At 48.9% G+C, this 22642-nt stretch carries 25 protein-coding genes; 2 read left to right on the top strand and 23 right to left on the bottom strand.

Annotated features, from left to right (window positions below; all coding sequences use genetic code 11):
- Window positions 1-8 precede the first annotated feature (8 nt).
- The gene (locus tag DXC51_RS13290; protein ID WP_035321347.1) at window positions 9-953 is read right to left on the bottom strand and encodes an ABC transporter permease; all 945 of its coding nucleotides are present in this window, start codon (window positions 951-953) and stop codon (window positions 9-11) included.
- Window positions 954-1195: 242 nt separating this feature from the next.
- Between DXC51_RS13290 and DXC51_RS13285 the strand changes: the two genes are divergently transcribed.
- Complete coding sequence (locus tag DXC51_RS13285) at window positions 1196-2062, top strand: AraC family transcriptional regulator (protein WP_021635065.1); 867 nt, start codon at window positions 1196-1198, stop codon at window positions 2060-2062.
- Between the two features lie 81 nt (window positions 2063-2143).
- Here DXC51_RS13285 and DXC51_RS13280 read toward each other — a convergent pair whose 3' ends face one another.
- From DXC51_RS13280 to DXC51_RS13250, 7 genes are all read right to left on the bottom strand, one after another.
- Entirely contained in the window at window positions 2144-2551 is a 408-nt protein-coding gene (locus DXC51_RS13280) for a hypothetical protein (RefSeq protein ID WP_035321280.1), read from the bottom strand.
- On the bottom strand, window positions 2545-2919 hold the full coding sequence (locus DXC51_RS13275; RefSeq protein WP_035321283.1) for a glycoside hydrolase family 2 TIM barrel-domain containing protein: 375 nt from the start codon (window positions 2917-2919) through the stop codon (window positions 2545-2547). Before DXC51_RS13275 ends, DXC51_RS13280 begins: the two co-directional genes overlap by 7 nt.
- 307 nt (window positions 2920-3226) lie before the next feature.
- Window positions 3227-4210, bottom strand: a complete 984-nt coding sequence (locus DXC51_RS13270) for a uroporphyrinogen decarboxylase family protein (protein WP_035321284.1) — start codon at window positions 4208-4210, stop codon at window positions 3227-3229.
- Between the two features lie 66 nt (window positions 4211-4276).
- Window positions 4277-5767: an ASKHA domain-containing protein gene (locus tag DXC51_RS13265; protein ID WP_051358330.1), complete on the bottom strand. Its 1491-nt coding sequence runs from the start codon at window positions 5765-5767 to the stop codon at window positions 4277-4279.
- Between the two features lie 11 nt (window positions 5768-5778).
- Window positions 5779-6801 carry a uroporphyrinogen decarboxylase family protein gene (locus DXC51_RS13260; protein WP_035321286.1) on the bottom strand — a complete coding sequence of 341 codons (1023 nt, stop codon included), beginning with the start codon at window positions 6799-6801 and terminating at the stop codon, window positions 5779-5781.
- Between the two features lie 26 nt (window positions 6802-6827).
- On the bottom strand, window positions 6828-7370 hold the full coding sequence (locus DXC51_RS13255; RefSeq protein WP_021635071.1) for a DUF2284 domain-containing protein: 543 nt from the start codon (window positions 7368-7370) through the stop codon (window positions 6828-6830).
- A 26-nt stretch (window positions 7371-7396) separates the two neighbouring features.
- Window positions 7397-8041 carry a corrinoid protein gene (locus DXC51_RS13250; RefSeq protein WP_021635072.1) on the bottom strand — a complete coding sequence of 215 codons (645 nt, stop codon included), beginning with the start codon at window positions 8039-8041 and terminating at the stop codon, window positions 7397-7399.
- A gap of 280 nt (window positions 8042-8321) precedes the next feature.
- On the opposite strand from DXC51_RS13250, the gene DXC51_RS13245 reads away from it, so the two are divergent.
- Window positions 8322-9596 (top strand): helix-turn-helix domain-containing protein, encoded by a 1275-nt coding sequence (locus DXC51_RS13245; protein ID WP_035321288.1) that lies wholly within the window; start codon window positions 8322-8324, stop codon window positions 9594-9596.
- Window positions 9597-9636: 40 nt separating this feature from the next.
- Here the strand turns inward: DXC51_RS13245 and DXC51_RS13240 are convergent, their stop codons facing one another.
- The 15 genes from DXC51_RS13240 to DXC51_RS13175 form a co-directional block, all read right to left on the bottom strand.
- Window positions 9637-10533, bottom strand: coding sequence for an AraC family transcriptional regulator (locus DXC51_RS13240; protein WP_035321289.1), 897 nt, complete (start codon window positions 10531-10533; stop codon window positions 9637-9639).
- A 133-nt stretch (window positions 10534-10666) separates the two neighbouring features.
- Window positions 10667-11653: a hypothetical protein gene (locus DXC51_RS13235; protein WP_021635075.1), complete on the bottom strand. Its 987-nt coding sequence runs from the start codon at window positions 11651-11653 to the stop codon at window positions 10667-10669.
- 360 nt (window positions 11654-12013) lie between these two features.
- Complete coding sequence (locus DXC51_RS13230) at window positions 12014-12856, bottom strand: AraC family transcriptional regulator (protein ID WP_021635077.1); 843 nt, start codon at window positions 12854-12856, stop codon at window positions 12014-12016.
- A 117-nt stretch (window positions 12857-12973) separates the two neighbouring features.
- Window positions 12974-14281: a glycoside hydrolase 5 family protein gene (locus DXC51_RS13225; RefSeq protein WP_021635078.1), complete on the bottom strand. Its 1308-nt coding sequence runs from the start codon at window positions 14279-14281 to the stop codon at window positions 12974-12976.
- Window positions 14282-14343: 62 nt separating this feature from the next.
- Window positions 14344-14913: a GNAT family N-acetyltransferase gene (locus tag DXC51_RS13220; protein ID WP_021635079.1), complete on the bottom strand. Its 570-nt coding sequence runs from the start codon at window positions 14911-14913 to the stop codon at window positions 14344-14346.
- Window positions 14914-15075: 162 nt separating this feature from the next.
- Window positions 15076-15864, bottom strand: a complete 789-nt coding sequence (locus DXC51_RS13215) for a class I SAM-dependent methyltransferase (protein WP_055725874.1) — start codon at window positions 15862-15864, stop codon at window positions 15076-15078.
- A gap of 55 nt (window positions 15865-15919) precedes the next feature.
- Window positions 15920-16477 carry a ribonuclease FAU-1 family protein gene (locus tag DXC51_RS13210; protein ID WP_021635082.1) on the bottom strand — a complete coding sequence of 186 codons (558 nt, stop codon included), beginning with the start codon at window positions 16475-16477 and terminating at the stop codon, window positions 15920-15922.
- 60 nt (window positions 16478-16537) lie between these two features.
- A complete protein-coding gene (locus DXC51_RS13205) occupies window positions 16538-17317 on the bottom strand; it encodes an HD domain-containing protein (protein ID WP_021635083.1) in 780 nt (259 codons plus the stop codon).
- Window positions 17307-17459, bottom strand: coding sequence for a hypothetical protein (locus tag DXC51_RS29520; RefSeq protein WP_021635084.1), 153 nt, complete (start codon window positions 17457-17459; stop codon window positions 17307-17309). The genes DXC51_RS13205 and DXC51_RS29520 overlap by 11 nt, the downstream gene beginning before the upstream one ends.
- Window positions 17460-17555: 96 nt before the next feature.
- Window positions 17556-18368: a GNAT family N-acetyltransferase gene (locus DXC51_RS13200; RefSeq protein WP_035321293.1), complete on the bottom strand. Its 813-nt coding sequence runs from the start codon at window positions 18366-18368 to the stop codon at window positions 17556-17558.
- 72 nt (window positions 18369-18440) lie between these two features.
- Complete coding sequence (locus tag DXC51_RS13195) at window positions 18441-19136, bottom strand: GNAT family N-acetyltransferase (RefSeq protein ID WP_021635087.1); 696 nt, start codon at window positions 19134-19136, stop codon at window positions 18441-18443.
- Between the two features lie 104 nt (window positions 19137-19240).
- Complete coding sequence (locus DXC51_RS13190; RefSeq protein ID WP_021635088.1) at window positions 19241-19699, bottom strand: hypothetical protein; 459 nt, start codon at window positions 19697-19699, stop codon at window positions 19241-19243.
- Between the two features lie 53 nt (window positions 19700-19752).
- On the bottom strand, window positions 19753-20481 hold the full coding sequence (locus DXC51_RS13185; RefSeq protein WP_021635089.1) for a sensor histidine kinase: 729 nt from the start codon (window positions 20479-20481) through the stop codon (window positions 19753-19755).
- Window positions 20466-21197 carry a LytR/AlgR family response regulator transcription factor gene (locus DXC51_RS13180; RefSeq protein ID WP_021635090.1) on the bottom strand — a complete coding sequence of 244 codons (732 nt, stop codon included), beginning with the start codon at window positions 21195-21197 and terminating at the stop codon, window positions 20466-20468. The genes DXC51_RS13185 and DXC51_RS13180 overlap by 16 nt, the downstream gene beginning before the upstream one ends.
- 133 nt (window positions 21198-21330) lie before the next feature.
- The gene (locus DXC51_RS13175) at window positions 21331-22623 is read right to left on the bottom strand and encodes an ABC transporter ATP-binding protein (protein ID WP_021635091.1); all 1293 of its coding nucleotides are present in this window, start codon (window positions 22621-22623) and stop codon (window positions 21331-21333) included.
- Between the last annotated feature and the right edge of the window lie 19 nt (window positions 22624-22642).

Raw genomic sequence — 22642 nt, 5'->3', positions numbered from 1 at the left:
TATTATTCCTACCACAGACTGGAACCGGATACCTTTTTCGATATCTTATTCACCACCACAAGCAGGAAAAAATTTATTGCGTTGTTAAACAGCCCTATGGCCGCCGAGTAGCTGTACTGCTGCTGTTTCAGGCCGATTTTATAAACATAGGTGGAGATCACCTCCGCCGTGGTAAGATTCAGATCATTCTGCATCAGATATACTTTTTCATAGCCTACGCTCATAATGTTTCCTGCGTTCATGATAAGCAGTATAACCATCGTAGGCATAATGGCGGGCAAATCAATATGGATAATCCGTTTCAGCTTGTTCGCCCCATCCACCATGGCCGCCTCATGCAGCTCCTGATCCACGCCGGCCAACGCTGCCAGATAAATTATGGAGCTCCAGCCCATGTTCTGCCAGATCCCCGACCAGACATAAAGATGTGCAAAGGCTGAGGCGCTGCCCATATAATACAGGTCATCCGGTCCTCCCAGCATAGCAATCAGATGATTTAAAAACCCCGATCTGGGAGAGAGGAAAACCGACATCATACCGACCAGAATTACTGTGGAAATAAAGTGCGGCATATAGGTTATCGTCTGTGTCAGTTTTTTGAATCTGGTACTTTTTACACTGTTTATCATAAGCGCAAGCACTATGGGGATAGGGAAGCCCACCACCAGGGAATAGAGGCTCACCACCAGTGTATTCTTCACTATCTGCCAGAAACGGGGCAGATGGAAAAAGGTCTGGAACCATTTTAACCCCACCCAGTTGCTCCCCATTATCCCTTTCCCCGGCGAATAATCCTGAAAGGCCATTAGTACGCCATACATCGGCGCATAGCAGAATATTCCTATAAACACCACGGCGGGAACCAGAAACAGGTACAGACACCAGTTTCTCTTCATCAGTTTCCAGGTCTGGTTCTTTTTTCTGCTATTCATGGCAGCTACTGTCTTTTTCATTTTTATACCTCCCGCATACCGCAGGCTTTCCTGCGATATAGTATCCATCCATAGTTGGAAAGGACTTACAAACGTTTCCTCCCAGGCCTTTCCGCTTGTGCATACTATTATTTTAATGTGCCGGAGCCTTTTCTTCTTGTAAAATTTTAGTGATTTCTGGTAATAAATTCACTTTTCGTGTTATAGTAAGGAAATATAGATATGGTTAGGGCCCGCATCGAAAAAGGAAAGGAAGTTTTTTTATGAAATTTTTGGACTATCCGGAGCAGCAAAGACATGGAAGCCAGGACTTCCCCTATTTTTTCTACCATGTTACTTATATTCATCCCCGCTACACCATGCCTTATCACTGGCATCCCCTCTGTGAAATCGTCCATGTTTTCTCCGGGCATTTCCGGCTGCAGCTGGAAGATTGTGAACTGCTGCTTTCTCCCGGAGACAGCGCTTTTATTTCCTCAGGCGTCACCCACGGCGGCGCGCCCCTGGAAGCACAAAGCTGCTGTTATGAATGTCTGCTGATGGATCTGGATACTATTTTTCAGTCCGGCTCATCCACCAGAGTTTATGAGCATAAAATCTTCGACCTTCTGAACCAGAAAATACTTATCCATAATTATTTTCCTGCAGCATGCACGCAAATCAACGATATTCTCTGCAGTATGCTGGATTTGCTGCGTTTCAAGCCTGAGGGCTATACGCTTCTTTTGCAGGGCTATACCTTCCTGCTGTTCGGCCAGCTTTTCCAGAACCATTTTTATTCCGAAGCACCCGCTCTCAGCACCCAGAAAAAAGTGCTGCATCTGAAGGATGTGCTTACCTTTATAGATGAGCACTATGCGGAAGATATCCGGCTTTCCGACCTTGCCGCCTGCGCAAATATGAACGGCAATTATTTCTGCCGCTATTTCCGGGAGCTGACCCACCGCACACCACTGGATTACCTGAATTATTACCGTGTGGAGGCCGCCTGCGAGCAGCTGTCTTATACGAATAAAACGATTACGGAAATCGCTTTTGACTGCGGTTTCCACGATGCCAGCTATTTTGTAAAGGTTTTCAAACGTTATAAAAATATCACGCCTTCCGAATACACACGAGCTGATTTTTAGGCGCAAAAAAGCTCCGGCGGGCCACGCAATCCCATGGCCTCCGGAGCATCCATAATCTGAAATAGTTTTCTCCTGTTTCCCCTATTTCACATCAACTGTACATTCTGCTTTGCTTTCCACCCCCAACACGCCTATCCGCACCGTGCCGGTCTTTCCCACCGTTCTGATCCAGAAGGAGGATACGCCTCCGGTAAGGGGGAACCGCGCAGGGCCCAGCAGCCTGGCAGGGCCGTCCAGTCGGATTTCCACACATTCCTGGGTAAAGGGCAGCAGATTTCCCATATTGTCCACCGCCTTCACCGTAATACGGGTGGCGTCATAGGTATCGCCGTCTGCGTACAGGACGGTATCATCAGCCCTGGCGGTGATTCCGGCGGCATACCGGCTTTCACCCACTTCCTTTCTACATACGATGCGGTCCCCAAGCCATCCCTCCAGCACCAGGTTGTTTTCCGTTTCTCCCCAGCCGCCTGCGGATTTGATCACCATGCCGATAAGCCCCGATATTTCCCTGTTGTAACGCGCCGCCAGCCCGGAATCTCCTCCATTACCAGCAGTCCCAGCTCGTCGCAGGCATCCAGGAAATGCCTGGACTGGGGATAATGGCTGGTGCGAACCACATTGCAGCCCAGCTCCCGGCGCAGAAGCTGCGCATCCCGGCGCTGTATCCGCTCCGGCATGGCATAGCCCACATAGGGCCATGACTGATGGCGGTTCAGGCCGATGAGTTTGCATTTCACGCCGTTCAGGAAAAATCCTTCCGGTGTAAACCGGGCCTGCCTGAAGCCGAAACGGCTGCTGCCCAGGCTGACGCAGCTTCCGCTCTCCTTCTCCTTCAGCTTTGCCTCCGCCCGCATCCTCCTCCACTATCCCCCGTAAAAAATCCACGCTGTTAAAGCTCTGCATCGTATTTAACCGGGAGATATACGCGGAATTCTGGATCCGACGCTCCAGTTCCTCTTTTTCGTCCTCCTGCGCAATCCGGTACTGCCGGACCAGCCGCCCCATTTCAATGGCCGGCGCAAACCAGGTTTCCATATCCATAGCATTCCCCTCCCCGTCATCGATAGCTCCATTTTAGCCGACCGACGGTACATTTACAAGAGGGGCGACTTCACGCGATACTTCACACAGGATTTTCAAGCCGTTACCCAGCCGCCTTTTTTACTGTTTCAGCTTTTTTTCATAAGCATCGTAGCTGCCGTACTGCCTCCACAGGTCCATCATCATTTCGTACCGCTCCAGAGGCAGGCCGGTGTAAACGCAGTTGGAGGTGGAAAAAATATATCCCCTGCCCGCCGCCATGCCTTCCCGCAGCGCGCGCAGCACATCCGCGCGGCATTCCTCATCAGTGCCCGTCTGCAGAAGCCCGCAGTTAACGTTGCCCACAAGCGCAATATCCGGCCCCACAATCTTACGCACCTCAGGGATGGAAACGCCTCCCTGGGGATCCAGGGAATGGATGGCGTCCGGCCGGCAGTCAGCGATCTGCTTCAGAATCGGCATGATATTCCCGTCCGTATGCTTGATGGTATAATACCCCAGCTTCCGGTACTCCGCAATGACCTCCTTCAGGAAAGGCCCTATCAGTTCATCAAAGGAATCCGGGCTGAAAAACGGATTCACATTAAAGCAGTAATCCGAGCAAAGCGCAAAGCCGTCCAGAAGATGCCCTTTTTCATCAAGCTTTGCGGCAAGCTCCAGGGACTTGTCCACCCGGATCCTGCTCTCCTCATTCAGTTTCTCCGGCTCATCAAACATTCTGGCCGAAAATTCCATCATATTTTCTCCGTCAGGAATGGCCCAGGTGGGGTCGCCGTGCATCATTATGTAATATTCATCCCCGCTTTTTTCCCGGATCAGCTCCAGCAGCCACTGGATATTCTCAACGTCCCCGGGATTGGGATGGATAAAAATAGCGCTGTGGCCATATCTTTTTGCCGTATCGATATAAAGCTGGGCCATTTCATTCATATGAAGGCTGCGCTCCCGGTAACTCATCTGGTTCCACTGCTCATAAAAACGGTGGGAGGGATGCACCTTGCCGAAGGCCTCCATGGTCAGAAAAAAGACCAGCTCAAAGGTGGGCACCTGGCCGCCGATGGGCTCGCATTTTAAGGTCCGTATAAATCTCTCTCTGTTCGTCATTTTATAATCCCCATTTAGTAGTAAAACGCTTGTAACTGTGAAGGAATCCAACAGTTACAAGCGCTTTTAAAAAAGCATTCCTTCCATATAACATTCTTTGAAGAACGCATCCGACGCCAGATCCACAGTCTGTGCCACCGCTGCCAGCCGCTCCGCCTCCGGCAGCTTTTCCTTATCCAGCAGCAGCATGGCCGCTCCCATAAGCGCCGCATTTCCCGTCACCGTAATTTTCCCCAACTCCACCTCCGGCAAAAGCCCGATGGCAATCGCATTCTCCAGATGGATGAAGCTGCCAAAGCCCCCTGCAACCAACAGCTCCTGCAGCTCCGACGGCTGCATGCCCGCCCGGTGCAGCATGGTTTTGATTCCGGCACAGATAGCGCTTTTGGCAAGCTGGACCTTTCTTATGTCCTCCTGGAACAGACGGACCTCCCCGGCAATCACCGCTTCCTCATCCTCCAGATAGCCGGTTTCATCCAGATCCTCCGTCTGCAGCAGGCAGCTCACCGCATCAATGACGCCGCTGCCGCAGATGCCCATCGGCTCTTTATCGCCTATCACCTCAGCCGCAAGCCCGTTCTCCGCCACCCGCACATGGGCAACCGCGCCGTCCGTTCCCTGCATTCCCATCTTCAGCCCCGCCCCTTCAAAGGCCGGCCCTGCCGCTGTGGAACAGCAGAAAATTCCTTCCTGTCTCCACAGCACAATCTCCCCATTCGTCCCGATATCCACAAGAAGGCGGTCATTTCCGGGCTTTTCCGTCCGTACGCTGAGCATGGCCGTGGTAATATCCGCTCCCACAAAAGCGGACACGCAGGGCGGCAGCCAGGCCCTCGCCTGTATCCCCGGCAGACCCAGCTGCTCCGCTGTCAGCCATTCCCCGGCCAGCCAGTCCGCGGCAAAGGGCGCATGGGAAAGGGCGGAAGGATCCCTTCCGGTAAAAAAATAAAGCATGGCCGTATTTCCGGTCAGCACCAAAGTATCAATATCTACCGGGGAACAGCCGCCTTTATTTGCCAGCTCCTCCAAAAGGGACGTCAGCCCCGATTTGATACACAGGGCCAGCGCCTCCCGCTCCCCTGCCATGCTTTTTTCCATCCGGGAAATCACATCCGCTCCGAAAACAGACTGGGGATTATCCGCCCCGGCCCTTGCCCGGAAGCCGTTTTTATCAAACAGCACCGCCGCCAGCGTCGTCGTACCGATATCCACCGCAGCGCCCAGCCCTTCAAACAAAGGCCTCACAGGCTGAAGCCCCAAAAGCGCTTCCTCCGGAGTCTGGCGCGTAGCCTCCTCTTCAAAGGACACCTCACATTCTCCCAGCACCCGGGTACGACAGGCAAGGCGGATGCCGTTTTCACGCTCCGCCCTGGTAAGCTTTTTTATTTCCGTTTCATCCGGTTCGCTGAGCAGCCCTGACGCCCGGACTCTGCATTTGCCGCAGATTCCCTTCCCTGCGCAGGGCATTTTCAAACCTCCGGCTTCCCGGAGGACATCTGCCAACACCGTTCCTTTTTCCGTCTGAAAAATCCGGCCGTTTACCGTTACCTTTTCCATGTCCTGCATCCTCATGCCATCCGCTTTTTTTCGTAGAATTCCTGCACCGCTTCAAAAAAGGCGTCGATATTTTCCCATTTGGACAGCGGCGGGATATCACAGCCGGAGGAAATGACAAAGTTAGGATATTTGCAGCAGGCCTCCATAATGGCCCAGGTCTCCTCCCTGATGCTTTCCGGCGTCCCGTTCCGGAACTGTCCCGCTGGATCAACATTTCCCATGGCTATGGTATCTGGCGGGATATGGGTCATCATCTCCGCCATATTGATGGCGTTGCCGAAATGGTAGGCCGCGGCGCCCGTATCCAGTATGGAATCTATCATCTGGATGGTGCTGTTGCCGCAGTTATGATAAATAACAAGGAAATCCTCCGTCTGAAGCGCTTCCACGATCCGTTTGACGTAAGGCGCAGAAAATTCTTCTGCAAGCGCCGGTGAGAGCAGGCCTGCCAGCGGTTCCGCCATTACGATGCCGTCCGCTCCCGCTTCCTTATATGCCTGTCCGTAGGCAATCAGGAATTCCGTCACCTTATCCAGAAGCTGCTGCACCATTTCCGGTTCATCATAACAATAAAACATGATTTCCGTCACATCTAAAAGCCTTCCCGCCAGGGAGTACGGCCCGATAATCCCGGCGAACACGGGTCTGTCTTCTATCATCTTCGCCGCTTTCTTAATGGCGTCAATGTAAATCTGCGTCCTTCCGGCGCCGATTTCCGGCACTGCAAGCGCTTCCACCTCTTCCGGCGTGGATACGACGCTGCTTTTTACCGTCGGCACCTCATCATCGCTTACGGAAATCGGCGCACCGAAGCACTCCGCCTCCACCGAAAGATCCATCAGGCTCACCGCTGCCGCGGCGTCTGTCCTGTCCGCAACCAGCTTCATTCCCTGCGCCTGTCTGTCACTGTCGGAAATCAGTTCCCTTACGCTGATTCCCATCAGCTGCACAGCAGGAAAGGATAAAACGGGGAGCGCCTTTTTTTCCGGCATTTCCCTTAACTGCGCAAGCCATTGCTTCATATTTCTACTCATGAACTCCATCCTCCCGGTTCCCGGCTTTATGAAAAGAACACGGCGCCGAAATAGGTTACCGTATCCTTGCCGTTGATATAGCGCATTCCGCACTGCGCAGCCAGCGTTGAAACGTTGATTCCATAGGCCTCCAGGGAAGACATTGCCTGCTCCGGATGCCTGCACGGATCGCCTGTCTTTTTACCGCAGACGTCACACACCCTGCAGCCGCCGGCCCCAAGATGAAGCGTCTTCTCACAGTCAAGCTGTTCCGTCAGACGCCGCACCTGCTGCGCCAGGTCATTATGCCGTTTTCCGGCCTCCATCATTCCTTCAAAATCGTAGCTGTCTTCCAGCGTTCCCACTGTCTGGTAAACAAGGGCGAGACGATAATCCTTCAGTCTGCCCATGAGGGTTTCCACCTCTCCCACATCGGGCGGGCACATGTAACTCCTGCCGTAATTGCCGCAGGCGTTGGATTCGCACAGCTTGCGGAAGGAAGCATCCGCCTCAATCCGTTCCGTCTCAATAAATTCCGCCCGGTAAGCTCCCAGGCGCAGCACTTCTTCTCTCAATGCTTCTTTTTCCATAGTTCCCCCGCTGTCTGCCGTTTTCCTTAACCTGCCAGGCTCCTGCAGATTTCCACAGCAGCATCCGCAGCGCTTGCCGCATCAGCTGTGTATTTATCAGCGCCGATCTGTTCGCAGAAGGCTTCTGTTACAGGCGCGCCCCCCACCATAATTTTTACATGATCACGGATTCCGGCTTTTTCAGCTTCTTTTACCACATCGCTCATCACTGACATTGTAGTTGTCAGAAGCGCGGAGCAGCAGATGATCTGGCAGTTCTGGGAAACCGCTGTTTCCACATAGGTTTCAGGAGATACGTCCGTTCCCAGATCGATAACCTCCAGGCCTTTGCCTTCCATCATCATTTTTACCAGGTTCTTTCCGATGTCATGCAGGTCACCGCGTACGGTTCCGATGCAGACCCTGCCGGCCGAGGTATTGTCCCCGTCAGCTAACAGAGGCTTAAGCAGGGAAGCTCCCATATTCATGGCGCGGGCCGCCACAAGCACCTCCGGTACAAAAACTTCGTTATTTTTAAATTTTTCCCCGATAATATCCATACCGGACAGAAGTCCCTTCTCCAGGATCTCCTTCGCAGGGATTCCTTCATCAATCGCCTGCTGTACCAGTTCCTTTACTATCTTCGCTTTGCCTCTCTGCAGATTCTGTGAAATTTCCTCCAAGACAGCCATAAAAAAAATCCTCCTTACTGAGTATGACTACATTATTTGCCCTGATTATAGCATCCTCCTTTTCTTTTTCCTTGTAGTTATTCGCCCGTTTTGGTAATTTTCCGACCTGTTTCCTTGACATACCAAAAATTCACGGGCATAATGCAGATAGAGCAATATTGGTGCTATGGATGGATCGAAGGATTACTTTGAATTTATAAAACGATCACTTAAATTTATAGAACGATCACTTAAATTTATAGAACAATTACACGGTATTTTACAAAGGAAGGCTTCTTTAATGGTGCAGGATACGTTTGATCACAAGCTGGCCCAGGAGTGCGCACGGGCTTTTTCGGTGTCCACAGGGCTTGGCTGTACGGTTTCGGATACGGCCGGACATATTTTTTATGAACATGGGAAGGGATGCGGAAGCTGTACGCTGTGCGAGGCGGCGGGGCTTCCCCATGAGAACTGTATCCGCGCCCATAACTATGGAATGACTGAGGCGGAGCGTTTCGGCGGGAAGTATATTTATTTCTGCCCCCTGGGACTGACCTGCTTTGTCTCCCCTATCATCGGCGAGGTGAAAAGTACCGCCAAGATCACCGTGGGGCCGTTTATGATGGTGGATTTCCAGGACTTTATCGACTGTGAACTCACCGACAATCTGCCGCTCACTCAGGAAGCGCGTACGGAGCTGATCCGGCTTCTTAAGGAGGTTCCGCAGATGCCGCCCACAAAAGTGCAGGAGCTGTCTGTTCTTCTTTTTATGGCCGTCGGCTTCATGAATAACGTCTCCGCTGAAAACAGGCTTCTGGAGGCCGAACGTTCCGACCTTCTGCAGGGGCAGATCAGCGCCTATATCTCCGGCCTGAAAAACCAGGACGCCCCGCCCCGCTATCCTTTTGAAAAGGAACGCGCCCTGCTATTGTCAATCTCACACGGGGATCGGGAAAGCTCCCGCAAGCAGCTCAAGGAACTGCTTGCCGCCCTTCTGGCTTCCGGAGGCGGACGGCTGGACTGGATGAAATCCAGGGCTTCGGAGCTTATCGTCATGATTTCCCGGACTGCGGCGGAAAACGGGGCGGATGAAGAAGAGACGATGCTCTTTAACCATATCTGCCAGAAAACCATCCCCTCCCTGGGCAGCTTCAGCGCCCTGAGCAACTGGCTGTACCATACGGTTGACCGTTTTATGGACAGCATCCAGTCCTACCCTGACGCCAAGCATGCCAATATCATACATAAATGCATCCAGCACATAGGGACCAACTATGCGGAGCACCTGACGCTGGAGGATACCGCCCGCGCCGTTTCCCTGTCCCCCGATTATCTGAGCCGCATTTTCAAAGAGGAAACCGGAACCACCTTCAACCGGTATCTGAACAATGTGCGCATCACCAAAGCCAAGGAGCTGATCCGCCGCGGAGAATACCGCCTGACGGACATTTCCCAGATGGTTGGGTATGATGATCAAAGCTATTTTACCAAGGTCTTCCGTCGCATTACCGGCCTTTCCCCAGGGGAATACGGGAAAAAAACGAGGAGGATCCAGGCTCCCGAGAAAGCCTGAATCCCCCTGCTATAATTACTTAACTGTTTGTCGGAATCACTCATCCTTTTTTACGGAACTGCTTATCCGTTTCCACCGGAATCCAGAGCTCGCACCGGTACTGCGGCGACTGCATGTCGCCCTGCGGGTATACCTGGATATCCATGCCGCTAAGCGGCCGGTATTCGCTTCCGGGGAAGAACTCGGAATATACTTTTTTCTGCAGCTCCTGGAATGCGCCGGGCATAGGGCCTGTGCCTTCAAAAACCACCCAGGTGTTTGCCGCGATCCGTTCCACACTCAGCCCTTCCCCCACCGGCTCCCCATGATAGCCTGCGCCTATCGCATAAGTGATTTCTTTCTCCTGTGCATTCTCACTCAGGCACATGCCAATCAGGGCATTTCCAAAAATATCCTCCGCCGCCTGATAGGCAGAAAGCTTATCCAGCGTCTGATCCCGCCTGCATTCCTCCCAGAATGCGGGCAACTGCCTGTTGTTCTCCTCCAAATTATCGGAAAAGTTCCTCTTTCTGACAATAACCTCAATTTCTCCTCTTGTCTCAACCCTGTAATTCATCGTGCTTCCTCCGTCTAAAATAAGTTTTACGGAAAGACGGGAGAAGGAATTCAGCTTTGCCCCGCTCAGCCTGGCCTGTGACGGCGTAATCCCATGAAATCTGGAAAACGCCCTGCCAAAGCTGTCCGGAGAATCGTAGCCATACTTCAACGCCACATCGATCACCCTGCATTTCGTCGAGGCAAGCTCTTTGCCGGCAAGAGTCAGCCTGCGGCAGCGGATATATTCTCCCAGTGTACAGCCGCACAGAATACTGAATACATTCTGGAAATGATATGGCGAGTAATTGGCCTGGCCGGCGACATCCGCATAGCTGATGTCCTCCGTCAGATTATCCTCCAGGTAGTTGATTGCCTTCTGCAGATCGTTTATCCAGTTCATTTTCTCATCTCCCTTCCGTATGTACCCATCATATCGGAGAACTGTGTTTTCTTCCTGACTTTTAATGCGATGGAGTGCAGGATCCATGCCACGTCCGGAGCCCTGCGGCTGGGATCCACTTTTACGGAAGCTTTTATTTCCAGTAACGTTCTACAATTTCTCTTGCAGATCGTGGCTCCTTATCGAACCGTGTTTCCACCTTTTCTACTGTATGCTCAAAGGTAAGGCCCAACTCCTCGCAGATTTCTATTACTACCTGCAGCGCCTGTTCGCGTCCTTTTTCAATCCCCTGTTCGATTCCGTCATTAATCAACATTTCTCCTAGCAGTGTCATTCTTATAACCTCTTTCACCTTAGCTAACTTATTTTTATCCAGAAACTTATCTGCAAAAGTATATAGAACCGCTTGCATTTTTTCCAGCTCCAACTGGGTTATGGGCGCTTCTGCCATATGCAGGATTTTCAGGCTTTTTATAATCCGCTCCCCGATTTCCAGATTCCCTGACATCAGGGGTGTCAGCAGGAGCGGTACAAGATCCGTTTTCGTCAATGCCACGCCTTTTGCCTTCTTTTCTTCGATAGCCTTGAAAAGGCGATCCGCATCCTTTCCCTTCAACCGGATAACTTCAACACGGTAAGTATTAATGCCCGCTTTCAGCTCACAGAGCAGTTCCTTAACATCGGCAGAACAGATAACATAGGTAACTATGTCAACCTTATAGGCTCTGCTGGCAGCTGCTTCATATTCCCGGAAGCGTTTCAGATCCTCCCGGGTGATTTCATCACTTTCAAATTCCAGATGCACCCAGTTACCTTCCTTCATTGCATAATTAAAATCCTGGTAAAACTGTCTGGTCTCCAATTTAACAGTTTCGGTGGGTACAATATATTCCACCTCGCCCCGGATTTCCAGCAACGGAAGAAGTTCCTCCCCAAAATACTGCGCCGCCGTTTTCATGGCCAGATCCTCATGGTGCCAGTTGGTCTTTTCAGCCTGTTCAATGTTTTGCTGTGAAGCCAGGGCCTGTCCCTGCTTTCGCTTTGAAGTTTTTCCTTCTGAAGCTTTTTCTTTTAAAGCTTTTCCTTTCTTCGCTTCTGCTTTTTTCTCGTGTTCTTTCACACAGCCTCTGTTCCGTAAGCTATGTATAAAATCCTGTCTGTCATTCAATTATAGCTGTTAATTCGACACCGGGCAACCGTATTCTACATTTTTGTCTAATATTTTTGCTGTAATGGTTAAACATGGACTTACTGAATTTTCCAATTTGTCTTATGGGATTACTTTGATTTATAAATGGAATCTTGTGTCCGATTGGACAGAAAAAAACGGATGAATTCGGCACTATACCAGAAGCAGAGCCGTAAATGCAGATGGAAATCGTTTACACAAAAAAGAGGGTTTTCAACCGAAAGTGTGAATTGAAAATCCTCTTTTTTATTCCGTCTGTTTTTTCACAGCCCCTTTTCCAATAATGGCGTCCTATTTTTTGACTACAGGAATCCAAACTTCGCAGCGATAATCGGAGGCCGAATTATCCCCCTCAAAATACACTTCAAGGTCGGGGGTTCCCGCATGGCTGTAGATACCCTGAGGCAAAAACTCAGAATAAATCCTCTGCCATACATTTTGAATCGCCTCCGGCATTGGACCCACGGACTCAAAGATTGCCCATGTCGATTTGGGAATTATCAGCTCGCTCATACCGTCAGGCACTGCGGCCGTTGTCTCAATACCGATCATGTAATTAAATGTTCCATCGTTATTCATGTTGCAGCATATACCAATCAGCGGCTTGCCCGGAGATGTTTTGCAGAGTTTTTCCGCTGTGCCGTTTTCATAACACTCTCCCCAAAAGTCCGGTATCGGATTATTTTCCTGCGATGCTTTAATGACAACTCCTACGGTGCGAATGTCCTCTTTTTCCTCAATACGATAATTCATTTCCGTTACTCCTTTTACAAGTAGTGTAAAGGTCAGACGTGGATATGCTTTTAAACTGACGCCATTCTCTTTTACTGCCGCAGGGTTGATGCCGTGCATTCGTTTAAAGGCCACGGTAAACGCATCGGCAGTTTCGTATCCATATTTCATCGCAACATCCACCACCTTACAGTCAGATACTTGAAGATCATACGCTGCAAGTGTCAATTTTCTACGCCGAATATACTCTGAAAGCGGAATACCGATGATTTTAGGGAAAATTCGCTGAAATAATCCCGCCGGGCATGCGGTTATGCGTCCAATCTCATCTAAGTCTATTTCATCTGTCAGATGAGATTCAATATAGTCAAGTGCCTCATTCATCTGTGTCAGCCAATCCATATCTCCCGTCCTCCTTCCATATTCAGTCTATCGTATCGCAGCATAATACGCTCGTTAATTCATGCTCATTATTTGACGAAAAACGTGTCCCTTTGCCAGCCCCCTTTAAGCTCAGTCTCAAATATCTATAACATGGCATGCTTTTTTCAACGTTTCAAGCAATTCTGTCAGATAGTCCGCAATTTCATAGGCCTCCACATGCTGCTGCCTTCTGTAGGATGCAATCCTGGCAGTAGGCGGATAAGCCATGGGGACTAATTCCCCTGCCTCCAACAGATTGGCAATATATTCACAGGCTTCCAGCAGATTTTCCACATCGTTACTGTGATCAAATCCCTGATTCTGCCTTGCGGCATGCAGGGTTCTTTGCGCCAGTATGCAGGCTCTCCTCACATAATCCTCCTGATTCACATCAGAACGGACGGCACTCTCGCCCCTGTTGCGGAAAAAGCCGGAGATAGCGGAAACAATGGAAGGATCCCGGATCGTGCCATCCGGATAAACCACCCCATGTACGCGCGACCACATATCTTTTCCAATCATCAGTTCAAACAGATACCAGCCAGTCTGATATTCGTTGTGAAGCTCAATAGACATATCATAGGGGTTAGCTCTTGCAAGACAGCACATTTCGTTATCGAGTACGGGCTTGCCATATTTTTCTCCCATTTTTTTCGCATACTCCAGTGCTTCACGTAAACGCTTACGGGTTGAGGAATAATCATGGAACACAATTACATCGACCAGCTCAGCTGTTTTGCTGGCCTCTGTTTCGTAAATAAAAATATTGCCGACGCCGATATCATGATCCGGATCCTTACTTTTCACATATTTGCAGAAATGCCGGACGATTTCCCAGGTTTTTTCCTGCCTGTAACGGAGTGTCTCCATATCGGGACGTTCCTGATAATCCTGTACATAAACAGGTTCCTCGTCATACCATGTTACAAAGTTGTCCGTATAACCGGGCTCATTTGCAATATCCCAGAACAGAAGTCCTTCCTCCTGACCGATTGCCTCGTAAAGTGCGTCAAAGTACCTCTCGCCGATTTGCCAGCTGGCGGGATCCTCCAGCGTTTTATAAATCGGCCTTAACCCTGCTTCTAACATAAATCCACCCGGCGGGAGCTCATCCTCCCGGAACCGGAACCCCATAAAAATAATAGGGTTTGTAGAAATGCCATGTTTCCATGCCGTCTGTACAAAATCCTTTACGTTGGCAAGGAACCTGTCGGGATTTTCCTTGTAAAAATCATAGCTGAGAAAAATCCGGGCGCTGTTTAGATGAAGCCTCTCAGCATACCCCATATCCCTATCCACGATATCATGATGGTAATTAGCCCAAAAATCCCTGTCATTCACAGCATCCGGCTGTGTATAGTTGAACCCACGCAGTTTCTGATAATCAACTGTCTTTTTCATCATAGCTCCTGTCCGTGCACCTTATGCACTCATACAATCGTACAATCAAAGTTACATACGCTTCATCATCCCTTGACTCCACCAAGTGTAATACCTTTCACGAAATATTTGTAATAGTCTTCTTTCAGGATAGCATAATGCAATCTGTCATGCATCTCTCCGTTAAGATACTTAACTTTTCGTTCAATACCTTCCAGGCATAACCCATTTTTTTCAAGCATTCTCTGTGCCCCTGTGTTAATATCCAAAGTATTCGCATATATGCGCTCCATGCCCAGATAAGTAAAACCATAATCAAGCATCAGCCTTACTGCCTCTCCTCCATATCCCTTAGAACGGTTAACTATCTTGGCAATTCCTATGCCAATAGAACAATTTCTGTTAATTCGGTCAATATCCTGAAGTGCGATATCTCCAATCACAATATCATTAGCAAGAAAAATCCCGAGTCTTACATTTGTATTTCCCTGTAGATTTTGAATCTCATCAAACCATTTCTCTGCCTTTTCATCGGAATGCCCTATATTAAACTCTTCCGTCGGATTATTAAAATCATACTCATAGTCATTCCATAAGGTTTTACAATCTTTGCGCTCAAGCATTTTGAGATAGATATTATCTCCTTGTATTCTCATAAGGCCTCTCCTATTCCAAGCTGTTCCTCCAGGAACACTACCTGTCCTGTTTCTTCATCATATCCTTCGTAATAACCTCTACATGAGGCTTTCCGGCAAGGATCCCCTTCAACACCTTCAGAATCCATGTGCCGCATGATCACGGGGAATCCATTTCACTCATTATTTACCCACGGATTTTTTTACTGCCCATAGAATGGCTCTGCCGGTTGTCTCTCCTATTGGATTTCCAGCATAGTCTCCATACTCTTTTTCTATGGCAAAGCCAGCAGAATCCAGCCAGTCATGCAGCTGTTCCAACTGTATATAATGCTTCTTAGAAGGAATCTTCCTTTCTAATCTTCTTCCGTCCTTCAGTATCAAGTCAAAATTACGGACAAACGAAAGCATTCCTGTAGATTCCTCAAAGCTTTGTTCCGTCAGGAACATTTTCCCTGAATTGCCTTCGCTGTCGGTTCCCTCCCAGATTACCATTTCACCGGATGACCGGAACAACAGCCCGGGATGCATTGAAAACTGATAGTCGATATAAATATGGCCTCCCGGATCCAGCGCTCCTGCAGCCCTCCGAATCATCTGCTGCTGCGCCTGAGCATAGTCTGTCTCCGACATTATATTAAACAGAATATTTCCTGCAAGAACTACAACATCAAATCCGCTCCCCCAAGCATCTTCTACTGCATCAGCCTTATACCAGACAATATTATCAAGTCCTTCTGCCTTTGCCCCTATTTTTTCAAGAAGGCAATCGTCAATATCAAAACCTGTTACAGCATGTCCTGCCTGCGCCAGCGGTACAAGGATACGCCCGCCTCCACAGGCTGCCTCCAATACTCTCACAGGCTTTGAACCAATCACAGACAGCAGAAAGTCCACGTCATCTGTCTCTGTCTCATATTTTTCATACATTTCCGCATTCCATGCTGCAATTATTTTTTCTTCATTACACACAATTGCATCCTCCGAATACAAACAGAAGGCTCCGGAAATAACCGCCTTCCGCGCCCTAATTTCCCTGTACCATAATTTCCTCCAGCCTTCGGCCGCAGGAAACCCAAAACTCCTGAAAATTCTTCTCCAAATAAAGCCGCAGCTCCTGTGCGGTCCTGTCAGCCTGTGCAAACTGGCATTCCGTAATCACGCCCTGCTCCAGCGCCGCTTCAAGTTCATCCCTGTCCTCCTCCTTAACTTCACCCTCCGGCGATACCAGTAAATCAAGGAATAAATCACTGACGAAAAACATCCCGTCTTCATCAACACCTATACCGTCAATAATATCAATATACCAAAGCACCGGCCTGTATTCCTGATTCATATATACGGTTACAGCATATTTTCCGTTTTCCGGAACAATAATGAGCCATTTCATGCCGTCGTCACATACGGTCAGACTTTCCTGCCCCCAGCTCCAGACCTGCTTTTCCTTCACCCTTTCGATATCAATCAGAGCCAGAAAGCCTGAAAAATCCGGGTTCTTTATCCTTTTCTGACGGTAGCTCTTTCTCTCTATGCATTTCCATTCATCATAGATTAATCTGACATGCTTTATTTCCAGCTTCTTCATGGCATTTCTCTTTTCCCGTAAAAATACAATCCCCTTCCGGCATATACCAAAATGGCGGCGTCATTCCACCGCCTGTATTCTCTTCACATACAATTCCATATATTCTTTCATCCTGCAAAACTGCTCTCTCGTCACAGGGTTCTCGGATTCGAAAGCCATCAGCTTCGAAAGATATCCCTGCTCCAGCACAATCCGCAGGCTCTCAGGGAAAACCAACTCATACACCAGTGAAATATGACCGGCCAGATGATCCGCCGCCGTCCTTTTCAGGGTACGCAGTATGGCATGCTCTTCAAAAAAAGCTGTCATCACAGCTTCAGAAACCATACAGTTTTTCAGCTCCCTGGTGGAAACATTATAGATTTCCTCCGGGGGAAAATCCACGTTCACCTTCAGAATATCGATTTTATCCGCATCCCGCAGGATATGGCAAAACCTCTGCGTCCTTTCATCCAGCCCCTCCGGGATACGGTAAGCGTTGTGGACGCCGACCACGGTACGAAGGAGCCCATCCTCGCGGGAATCCTCCGTATAATCCCTGATTTTCCCCTCATCAAAAAGAATCTGCGCCCCATACACCGCATGGTCAATGGATTCAGCATCTATAAAGGTTCCGTAATTTCTCAGCTGCTCAAACCGCCCCACGTCATGCAGCAGCCCGGTAAACCAGGCCAAATCCCGCTCGTCTTCCGCCATGCCCAGCGAAGCCGCTATTTTTTCACATAACACCGCCACGCGGAAGGTATGTTCTATCTTCAGCCTGACCTTATCATCCTGCGCATTATAGGCGCTCACATAATCCCGAAAGACTTTTTCCGCTTTAATTCTGTCAATTTTCATAATAATCGATCCTTTCCCTCACCTTTAGAAACAGGAGATTGCTGACCTTCTCCGTAACCCGGATTTCATCAGCATTGATTTTCAGATTGTAGACCATTATTGCATCACTGTCAAATCTTGCGGCAATCTTCTTGTGCAACATCACGCTCAAATCCTGCCGCAATTTTCTTGTTCAATCCCCTCCAGGCTCAGGTGCATTTTTGTTTTTTGAGAAGCATATACCTCCCACATACTGTAATCAAATACTTTTCCTATTGTAAAAAGCAATTACACGGTTAAAACAGGCTTTAAAGCCAAGGCGTGTATAAACCCCGACGCCGTCCTCTTCTGCGCGAAGCGAAACCGTCCGGATGCCTTTTTCCTGCAAATCTGCCAGCGCCTTCCTGATAAGACAGGATGCAAAGCCTCTGCAACGGTAATCCTTTAAAGTCGCAGCCATTTCCAATATAGCGGTATCACCATCTGAGATTGTCATGCAGGTGCTCACCGGCCTGCCCTCCGAAAAACCAAGATAAAAACTGGTATTATCAAGCCTCAGTACATCGCCAAACTGCTCTGTCGTAACAAGCTCCCCTTCAAAAAGGTTCTTATTTATAATATCCAGCCAGCTTTTCAGTTCCGCCATCTTAGTTACCTCAGATATGGTGTACTGATTAATGAGATATCTATTTTCCCTAAAATTATCCAGATACAGCAGTATGCAGGGAGGTTGTTCATTTACTACAAATCCTCTGTTTGCCAGTATTTCCGCCAGATTAGAGGGTCTTGTCATCGGAGTAATCAGTATGGAATCGGGAAGAATACCTGCCTTTATCAAAGATATCATCTTCGGTATTTCAAGCTCCTGATTTTCTTTCATATCCACCGAATAAATCCGCTCAAAGCCGCTGTCTCCTTCTGCCTTCAGATAACTGACAGGCCCCGTTATAAGTCTCTCCCCACGCATTCTTCCCCAGGTGGTCCAGGATATTTCTATCCCCTTTACGATCATTCCCGCTTCAAATTCTGCCGCCCCGCCCGCATCATTCTGCAGATGATTTTTTTCTTCCATTCTGTAATACCTCCCCTTTTTCATCCAGTATAACAAACAGGCGTGACAACAGTATGTCAGGTTTTAATATTTTTAAGGTTCCTCAGGAGCCATGAACGAATATGCCTGATAGGTACAATCCAGCCGGTACCCCATTTTTTCCGCCAGGCTGCGTGACGCCGGATTCTGTGCATCCCAGTGTACGTCAAGCCCTCTCGCCTTACAGTCCAGAAGCATTGCAGAGGCACAGGCAATTCCCAACCCCTTTCTCCTATGTTCTTTTGCAGTTACAATATCCAGCTCCAACTGGTTTTCCCAGGAAAGAAAAGAGGAGGCGGACGAAACAATCTGGCCCTGATACCAAACTACCGCACCGGATGCATTCCTTTGAAAATCTTCATAGGATGAATAGGTGCTTGCATGCATAAAGGGTTTTTGTTCAAATACAGTCCGGTCAAACATGGTCAATCTGTATTCATGTGGCAGCATTTCCATGTATCTGCAAAGCACTTTTTCATCCGTACTGCCCGGTTCATATTTCATCTGATACCGCGTTACATGCACCATTCCCGGGTAAGATGTCAGTAGTGCTTCCTCCCATTGGCGCGTCATGCAGATAAACATCCGGTTGTTCCATCTGTTCTTCAACTCAGAAAGGATACCCTCCTCTGCTTCTCCCAGCAGATAGATAAATCCAGCTTCACAAACACAGCTCCTCCCATATTCAAATATAGTTCCGAACTTTCCGTCCAGGCAGGCCTGGAGCAGCAAGGGCTGATTTACAAGCATAGTATTACCTCTGTTTTCTTTTCAATATTTCGTATCAAAGATTTAAAAATGGCGGCCTATGTGAGAAATTACACATCTACTGTTATCCTGCATCTAAATCTCTGCTAATGTCCCCGCAGATCCCACGTTACAAACGGCTTCACCCCATCTCCCCAGGAATAAACAATATAAAAATTTCCAGGCACATCTTCATACTGGCTGAACCTTAATTCATCGTAATAATCCAAAAAATCAAGCCCCGGCTCCTTTTGGCTCACCACATTGCATTCCCATTCCGTCCTGCGATATTGTGAGTAAAAAGTTTCCAGCTCATAAAGCGTCAGTTCACTCCGAAGCAGGATGGCTCCAAAATACTGCATGCCGTTCCCATTCCCGGTTAATTTGTCCGCTCTGGAAACAGAAGCAGCAAGCTCCGTATCCGGCGGCAGCGGCAGGCTTTTCAAGTGGTTCTCCACTCCCTTTGCCGTCAGGTTATTTACCACGGGAATGGAAATGATGAACAGGCAAATCATTGTAAACATACAATAGAAAGCTATTTTTAAAACTTTTCCCAATTTCTTCATATAGCATTGCATTTCCTCCTTAGTTCCGCCAGGGCGCCCATGGAATTTACGTCTTATACCAAAGGAAGCATGATTTCCGTAGCAAATGCGCCTTCCTCCGTCTGCCGGTTCAGGTAGCCGCCGTATTTTTCCACGATCCGATCCACCTGCTGCAAACCGAAGCCCTGCCGCCTGTCGCCTCTTTTACTGCTCACAAAGCGGGCTCCCTGCCGCCTTGCAGTTCCCTCCATGCCATTCATGATTGAAATGTACAGCTGATTCTGCAGGGTATCAATATAAATGCGGATAAAGCGATTTTCCTCCTCTTTTACCGCATCACAGGCCTCAATTGCATTATCCAGCAGATTTCCCACCAGAACACACAAATCCATATCCGATGTCTTCATCTGCTCAGGCACATGGACCGTTACATCCGTATGGATGTTCCGGCTTTTCATTAAGCCCAGCTTGCTGTTTAAAATGGCATCCGCCATGAGATTTCCCGTCTTTATCACCTGATCCACCTGAGAAAGGCTTTCATCCAGCTGTCCCAGATAAACCATCAGCTCGTCATATTTTTCCAGCTGTGCATATGCCTTCATAGCCTGAATATGATTATGATAATCATGCCTCCAGCCGCGCATGGTACGGTACATACTTTCCACTTCGGCATAATGCTGGTCAACAAGATCGCTCTGGAAGCATTCTATTCTGCGATCCACATATCCTGGGATCCATAAAAAAAGAAGCGCGGCATTGCCTGCCAGAAGGCAAATGCAAATTCCTATTATCCATGCGGCCATTCATTTCCTCCTCTGCTGAAAAAACGGATAAAGGCCTGATTCAAATCATGGTACATCCTCCTGCTCACCGGTATCCTGCCCCCATCGGCCAAAACCGCAGCATCCTTTTCGATGCCCGTCACCTGTGCAATATTTACCATGTAGGAACGGTGACAGCGAAACAGCGGCAGCCCAAATTCCTTTGCCTGCTTTTCCAGCTCTGAAATTCCCGTCTTTACTTCAATGCCCCCTTTTACCGTATGCAGCTCACAGTTATGGGCAAACGCTTCTATGAACGTAATCTCCTTAACAGCCACTCTTTTTCTTCCTTCTCCGGTTTCCGCCACAAGACATTCCGGTGTTTTCCGTTTCCGCAGACAGAACCGGTCCAGCGCTTCCCACAGCTTTTCTTCCTTTACCGGCTTCAGCAGATAACGAAAGGCTTCCACCTCATACCCTTCTGCCATATACTCCTCATATCCGGTAATAAACAGGAGGCAGGTTTCATCCCCCGCTTCCCTGAGCTGCCTGGCAATACTCATGCCGTCAATTCCCGGCATCTGGATATCCAGAAGCACAACGTCATAGGAATTTTCCTCCCGGGATTTCAGCAGCTCTTCCCCATTGGAAAAAGGAAACAGAGCCGCCGTGCGCCCTCTTTCCTTTGCCCATGCCTCAATATAGCTTTCCATCAAATCCCTGTATATTTTCTCGTCATCGCATATCGCTATCTTCAATGAAACGCCTCCCTGAACAGACCTGTAACCAAGTCTGCTTTTATTGTAGCAAGCTGCCGCTGCATATGCAATCTCGTTTTTCCGGCCCCTTCAAAAGACTGCCGGAATTTATTGATACCGCACTTCCAGGCATCTACTGATAATACCGGGCCTGCGCCTGCCACATCTGCCGGTAAAGCCCCGGCTTTTCCGACAGTTCTTCATGGCTTCCACGCTCAATAATATTTCCGTTTTCAAAGACAAGGATCTCCTTGGAAAAACGGCAGGCGGAAAGCCTGTGGGATATAAACAGCGCCGTTTTGCTGCCGATAATCTCATGAAACCTGGTGTATATTTCATTCTCAGCTACCGGATCCAGCGCGGCTGTCGGTTCATCAAGAATTACAAAGGGCGCATTTTTATAGATAGCCCTGGCCATTGCCAGCTTCTGGGCCTCTCCGCCGGATATTTCCACTCCCTGATCCGAAAAATCCCGGTTCAGCATAGTATTCAGGCCCTCCGGCATTTTCCCAAGCAGCTCCTCCAAACCGCCCCGCCGGATCGCATCCATGGCTCTCTCCCGTTCCACCTGCCCGCTGCCTGCCACATATTCCCCCAATGCGAAGGGAAATATCTGAAAATCCTGGAAAACCACAGAAAACAGCTGCATATATTCCTGATAATCATATTTTCTGATATCCACACCGTTCAGTAAAATACTTCCCTCCGTGGGGTCATAAAGTCTGCACAACAGCTTGATAAAGGTTGTCTTTCCGGAACCGTTCGGTCCTACAAGCGCCATACGTTCCCCGATCTCCAGCGTCACATTCATTCCCTTAAGTACATATTTTTCCGTACCCGGATAACGGAAGGAAACATTTCTGAACTCTATCAGGAATTTGCCATCCCTTCTTTTTTCCACGGGAATGGTTCCCTTTTTCTTCACATCCTTCAGATCCAGGTATGCCAGATACTCCTCCATTACCGCCCGGTTTCTGTGTAGCCGCGTCCACGCGCTCATCAAATCGGTTAAAGCCTGGATGAGCTGCTGGATCGCACCGGCATATCTGACAACACTGCCCGCTGCAATTTCTCCCACATAGGCGCATATCGCGATGTAAAGATAGACTATCCCTCCGATACAGGCAGAAAGAAAGCCCTGGATACCATCCCATTTTGCGCCGTTGCCCGCCAGCTGTTTTGCTGCATTCCTCCATCCGGAGGTCATATTATCACCATATTCCTCCATAAGCTTTTCCTGATGGAAAATACGGATATCCTTTCCCGCTTCTGTAGACAGCACCACTTTTTCCATCATATATTCATTCAGACGGTTCTTCTCAATTACGGTCTGCGTTATGGCATATTTCTTTCTATCCTTCCGCCGGACCGCTTTCTGTATCAGAACAAAGCCCATGATAAGCAGCAGCCCTGTCAGTACCGTCATACGAAAAACAAAGGGTGTT

Source organism: Eisenbergiella massiliensis (assembly GCF_003435485.1).
The sequence above is the reverse complement of the archived record's forward strand: the minus strand, read 5'-3'. Positions and strand labels throughout refer to the sequence as shown.

Excerpts from the sequence above, each read along its gene's own strand:
- DXC51_RS13290 (WP_035321347.1), bottom strand. The coding sequence starts at position 953 with ATGAAAAAGACAGTAGCTGCCATGAATAGCAGAAAAAAGAACCAGACC.
- DXC51_RS13285 (WP_021635065.1), top strand. The coding sequence starts at position 1,196 with ATGAAATTTTTGGACTATCCGGAGCAGCAAAGACATGGAAGCCAGGAC.
- DXC51_RS13280 (WP_035321280.1), bottom strand. The coding sequence starts at position 2,551 with ATGGTGATCAAATCCGCAGGCGGCTGGGGAGAAACGGAAAACAACCTG.
- DXC51_RS13275 (WP_035321283.1), bottom strand. The coding sequence starts at position 2,919 with ATGCGGGCGGAGGCAAAGCTGAAGGAGAAGGAGAGCGGAAGCTGCGTC.
- DXC51_RS13270 (WP_035321284.1), bottom strand. The coding sequence starts at position 4,210 with ATGACGAACAGAGAGAGATTTATACGGACCTTAAAATGCGAGCCCATC.
- DXC51_RS13265 (WP_051358330.1), bottom strand. The coding sequence starts at position 5,767 with ATGGAAAAGGTAACGGTAAACGGCCGGATTTTTCAGACGGAAAAAGGA.
- DXC51_RS13260 (WP_035321286.1), bottom strand. The coding sequence starts at position 6,801 with ATGAGTAGAAATATGAAGCAATGGCTTGCGCAGTTAAGGGAAATGCCG.
- DXC51_RS13255 (WP_021635071.1), bottom strand. The coding sequence starts at position 7,370 with ATGGAAAAAGAAGCATTGAGAGAAGAAGTGCTGCGCCTGGGAGCTTAC.
- DXC51_RS13250 (WP_021635072.1), bottom strand. The coding sequence starts at position 8,041 with ATGGCTGTCTTGGAGGAAATTTCACAGAATCTGCAGAGAGGCAAAGCG.
- DXC51_RS13245 (WP_035321288.1), top strand. The coding sequence starts at position 8,322 with ATGGTGCAGGATACGTTTGATCACAAGCTGGCCCAGGAGTGCGCACGG.
- DXC51_RS13240 (WP_035321289.1), bottom strand. The coding sequence starts at position 10,533 with ATGAACTGGATAAACGATCTGCAGAAGGCAATCAACTACCTGGAGGAT.
- DXC51_RS13230 (WP_021635077.1), bottom strand. The coding sequence starts at position 12,856 with ATGGATTGGCTGACACAGATGAATGAGGCACTTGACTATATTGAATCT.
- DXC51_RS13225 (WP_021635078.1), bottom strand. The coding sequence starts at position 14,281 with ATGATGAAAAAGACAGTTGATTATCAGAAACTGCGTGGGTTCAACTAT.
- DXC51_RS13220 (WP_021635079.1), bottom strand. The coding sequence starts at position 14,913 with ATGAGAATACAAGGAGATAATATCTATCTCAAAATGCTTGAGCGCAAA.
- DXC51_RS13210 (WP_021635082.1), bottom strand. The coding sequence starts at position 16,477 with ATGAAGAAGCTGGAAATAAAGCATGTCAGATTAATCTATGATGAATGG.
- DXC51_RS13205 (WP_021635083.1), bottom strand. The coding sequence starts at position 17,317 with ATGAAAATTGACAGAATTAAAGCGGAAAAAGTCTTTCGGGATTATGTG.
- DXC51_RS29520 (WP_021635084.1), bottom strand. The coding sequence starts at position 17,459 with ATGTTGCACAAGAAGATTGCCGCAAGATTTGACAGTGATGCAATAATG.
- DXC51_RS13200 (WP_035321293.1), bottom strand. The coding sequence starts at position 18,368 with ATGGAAGAAAAAAATCATCTGCAGAATGATGCGGGCGGGGCGGCAGAA.
- DXC51_RS13195 (WP_021635087.1), bottom strand. The coding sequence starts at position 19,136 with ATGCTTGTAAATCAGCCCTTGCTGCTCCAGGCCTGCCTGGACGGAAAG.
- DXC51_RS13190 (WP_021635088.1), bottom strand. The coding sequence starts at position 19,699 with ATGAAGAAATTGGGAAAAGTTTTAAAAATAGCTTTCTATTGTATGTTT.
- DXC51_RS13185 (WP_021635089.1), bottom strand. The coding sequence starts at position 20,481 with ATGGCCGCATGGATAATAGGAATTTGCATTTGCCTTCTGGCAGGCAAT.
- DXC51_RS13175 (WP_021635091.1), bottom strand. The coding sequence starts at position 22,623 with ATGACGGTACTGACAGGGCTGCTGCTTATCATGGGCTTTGTTCTGATA.